This window comes from Boseongicola sp., assembly GCF_057460485.1.
In genome coordinates, this window is record NZ_JBVCWP010000346.1 from 1 (window position 1) to 3679 (window position 3679).

General features: G+C 56.5%; 3 protein-coding genes and 1 pseudogene. All 4 read right to left on the minus strand.

The features are described from left to right. Positions 1-423: pseudogene (locus tag AC221Y_RS21700) on the minus strand (Fe-S cluster assembly protein SufD); the annotation flags it as partial. After that, positions 423-1178, minus strand: a complete 756-nt coding sequence (sufC, locus tag AC221Y_RS21705) for a Fe-S cluster assembly ATPase SufC (RefSeq protein ID WP_486708403.1) — start codon at positions 1176-1178, stop codon at positions 423-425. The pseudogene AC221Y_RS21700 and the gene sufC, both read right to left, overlap by 1 nt. A gap of 24 nt (positions 1179-1202) precedes the next feature. Next, positions 1203-1721, minus strand: coding sequence for a hypothetical protein (locus AC221Y_RS21710; protein ID WP_486708404.1), 519 nt, complete (start codon positions 1719-1721; stop codon positions 1203-1205). Positions 1722-1959: 238 nt separating this feature from the next. Next, positions 1960-3486, minus strand: coding sequence for a Fe-S cluster assembly protein SufB (gene sufB / locus AC221Y_RS21715; protein ID WP_486708405.1), 1527 nt, complete (start codon positions 3484-3486; stop codon positions 1960-1962). Positions 3487-3679: the final 193 nt, after the last annotated feature.

Here is a 3679-nt window from a genome sequence, read left to right on the forward strand (position 1 = left end):
AACAGGTTGTTGGCCGTTCGCTTCAAGCACGCCATAGACCGAGGATGCCCAGTGGATGTCCGCCTGCATTGCCTCTGACAAAGGTTCGATTTCGACGCCCGCAAGGGTGGGATCGTCGGACTGCTCCGGATCGAAGACACCGTCGACGAAGACCAGCATGACGCGATCAATGTCGCTGAACGGACGAGGTGAGGCATCCTGAAACACGCTCGCTTGCGGTGTTTCGGGATCAATCAGCGTCGCCGGATTTGTAAACTTCCAGTATTCGTCAAACCGGTGCGGCGCACCCTGCGACCGGAATGTCGCCAGCGCACGCGCACGCGCCTCCGCTGCCCATTTTCCCGGCTTGAATGACGGCTCCGGAAATGCCGCGATCAGCGCCTCCGCGGAATCGTATTTCGCCTGTAGTGGTGCAATCGGCATCAGGCCACCTCTGCCAGAATGTCGGCATAGCCGTTGTGCTCGACCTCAAGCGCCAGCTCCGGCCCGCCGGTTTTCACAATCTTGCCGTCTGCCATAATATGCACAACGTCCGGTTTGATGTGGTCTAGAAGACGCTGATAGTGAGTAATCACCAGAAAGGAACGCCCTTTGGAGCGAAGAGCGTTAACGCCCTCCGCCACCAGTTTCATCGCATCGACATCCAGACCTGAGTCGGTCTCGTCCAGAATGCACATTTTCGGCTCAAGCATGGCCATCTGAAGGATTTCATTGCGTTTTTTCTCACCACCAGAAAACCCGACATTGACCGGACGCTTAAGCATTTCGGCGCCGATCTTCAGGCTCTTGGCTTTTTCGCGCACCAGTTTCAGGAAGTCGGCGGCCGAGATTTCCTCTTCGCCGCGCGATTTCCGCTGGGCGTTCACGGCTGTGCGCAGAAAGGTCATGTTGCCCACGCCTGGAATTTCCACCGGATACTGGAAGGCAAGGAAGAGGCCCGCCGCGGCGCGCTCTTCGGGGTCCATTTCCAGCAGGTCGGCGCCGTCTAGCGTGGCGCTGCCCTCTGTCACTTTGTAACCATCCTTGCCGGACAGGACATAAGACAGGGTCGATTTACCGGAGCCGTTCGGCCCCATGATGGCATGGACAGTTCCGTCGGGAACTTCCAGATCGACACCTTTGAGGATCTGCTTGTCCTCTTCTTCCAGCGCAACATGCAGGTTGCTGATTTTCAACATGATCAATTCCTCTTGGATATTCTTCTATTGAGTTGTTTCGGTGCCTTCAGCGGCCTCGTCGGCGGCCAGGGCATCAGACAGGGACGGGACCGCCTCGGGCGGTATCGGTACAGTTTCTACGGCCCAGTTGCGGGCGGCGGTAAACTGCTGGTTCTTTGCGACGATCAGCGTCAGTTCTGGTTCGGCATTCGGAAAATAGGCCTTGACCTGCGGAACATAATAAATGGCGTGCGCGCCGAACGGTATCCACAGGGCCACGCCCAGCAGCAGCCCGGCCAGCATCCAGTATTTCCGCAGAATTCCGCGCAGCAAGAACAGGGCCAACACCAGCAGACCGATCATGACATAGTTCACATAGTCCGGATTGTCCGGAATGAAGGCCAGAATGGTTTCATGAAGCCAGTCGCGGGCCTGAACAAAAATCCGCGGATTGCTGAAGAAAAGCGGGCCGATTGCAGCGCCTACGACAAGACCCGCCGGCAACATCACGATCGAGTTGCCGCGCCGCCTTTCGTAGTAATGATCGTAATCGTAGTCTGTCATTCTTTATTCTTTCCAGATGCCTGCGACACAATTCCCTGCAGCTTCACGTCCCGGCCCAACTAATTCTTGGGGCCGGAACCGAGGTTTACGCTTCCGAACATCGGCCCGATATTTATGAGGGGCTTGAATTCCAGCTTAATGTCCCCTCTGCGGAACTCGTGGAACGAGCTCGGAATGCCGCCCCCGAAGAAAAGGACAATCAGACCTACGATCACCATGAGTCCCAGCAGGATTTGCTTCAACCAACGCTCCCTTCCAGAGAAATAGCCACCAGCGCCTGCGCTTCCATCGCGAATTCCATCGGCAGCGCTTGAAGCACCTCTTTGCAGAACCCGTTGACCACCAGCGCCACGGCCTCTTCCTCGTCCATGCCGCGCTGGCGGCAATAGAACAGCTGATCGTCATCAACCTTCGATGTCGTCGCCTCGTGCTCCACGCGGGAAGAGTTGTTGCGCACTTCGATATAAGGCACTGTGTGCGCACCGCATTTGTCGCCGATCAACAGGCTGTCACACTGGGTATAGTTCCGGCTGTTCTTTGCTTTCGGGTGCATGCGTACCAGTCCGCGATAGGTGTTCTGCGCCTTGCCGGCGGAAATACCCTTCGACACGATCCGCGACTTGGTGTTCTTGCCGAGGTGGATCATCTTGGTGCCGGTATCGGCCTGCTGCATGTTGTTGGCGATCGCGATCGAATAGAATTCGCCCTGCGAGTCGTTGCCGCGCAAAATGCAGCTTGGGTATTTCCAGGTAATAGCAGAGCCGGTCTCGACCTGCGTCCACATCACCTTGGACCGGTCGCCCCGGCAATCGGCGCGCTTGGTCACGAAGTTGTAGATGCCGCCTTTGCCGTTCTCGTCGCCCGGATACCAGTTCTGTACGGTGGAATACTTGATCTCGGCGTCTTCCTCGGCGATCAACTCGACCACAGCCGCGTGCAGCTGGGCTTTGTCGCGCTGCGGCGCGGTGCAGCCTTCCAGATAGGACACGTACGAACCCTTGTCTGCGATAATCAGCGTGCGCTCGAACTGGCCGGTGTTTTCGGCGTTGATACGGAAATACGTCGACAGTTCCATCGGGCAGCGGACGCCCGGCGGCACGTAGACGAAAGAGCCGTCAGAGAAAACAGCGGTGTTGAGCGTCGCATAAAAATTGTCGGACGGCGGGACCACCGTGCCAAGGTATTTCTTTACCAACTCGGGATGCTCGCGGATCGCCTCGGAAATCGAGCAGAAGATCACGCCGGCCTTTTTCAGTTCTTCCTGAAAGGTCGTCCCGACAGACACGGAGTCAAAAACGGCATCCACGGCAACCTTGCGGCCTTCGGAAGGGGCAGCTTCCGCGCCCTCGACACCGGCAAGGATCATCTGCTCCTTCAGAGGTATCCCGAGTTTCTTGTATGTTTCCAGAAGTTTGGGATCAACATCATCCAGCGATTTTGGCCGGTTTTCCGACATTGATTTCGGCTGTGCGTAATAATACTGGTCCTGAAAGTCGATCTTGGGATAGTGCACCATCGCCCATTCGGGTTCCTGCATCTTGGTCCACCGGGCATAGGCCTGCATACGCCATTCGGTCATCCACTTGGGCTCACCGTTCTTGCCGGAAATCAGCCGCACGATATCCTCGTTCAGCCCTTTCGGCGCGTATTCCATTTCGATGTCGGTCTCGAATCCGTATTTGTATTTGCCACCAACGGATTTCACGGCATCAACAGTCTCCTGATCGACGCCTTCCTTGACTTGCACATCTTTTACCACGTTCATTCCAATTCCTTTTTACGCTGCTCTTGGGCGAAACTTTTCGTATTGACGAAGCCAGGCATCGGCAAATGCCATGACTTCCGATCTTGTTGTCTGCGGGCCGATCGACACCCTGATGGCGGAGGCCGCAGTCATTTCATCATATCCCATCGCCTTCAAGACCCGGCTTGACTTGACTTTGCCGCTGGAGCAGGCC

Coding starts and splice junctions, on each gene's coding strand:
- sufC (WP_486708403.1), bottom strand. CDS start 1,178: ATGTTGAAAATCAGCAACCTGCATGTTGCGCTGGAAGAAGAGGACAAG.
- AC221Y_RS21710 (WP_486708404.1), bottom strand. CDS start 1,721: ATGACAGACTACGATTACGATCATTACTACGAAAGGCGGCGCGGCAAC.
- sufB (WP_486708405.1), bottom strand. CDS start 3,486: ATGAACGTGGTAAAAGATGTGCAAGTCAAGGAAGGCGTCGATCAGGAG.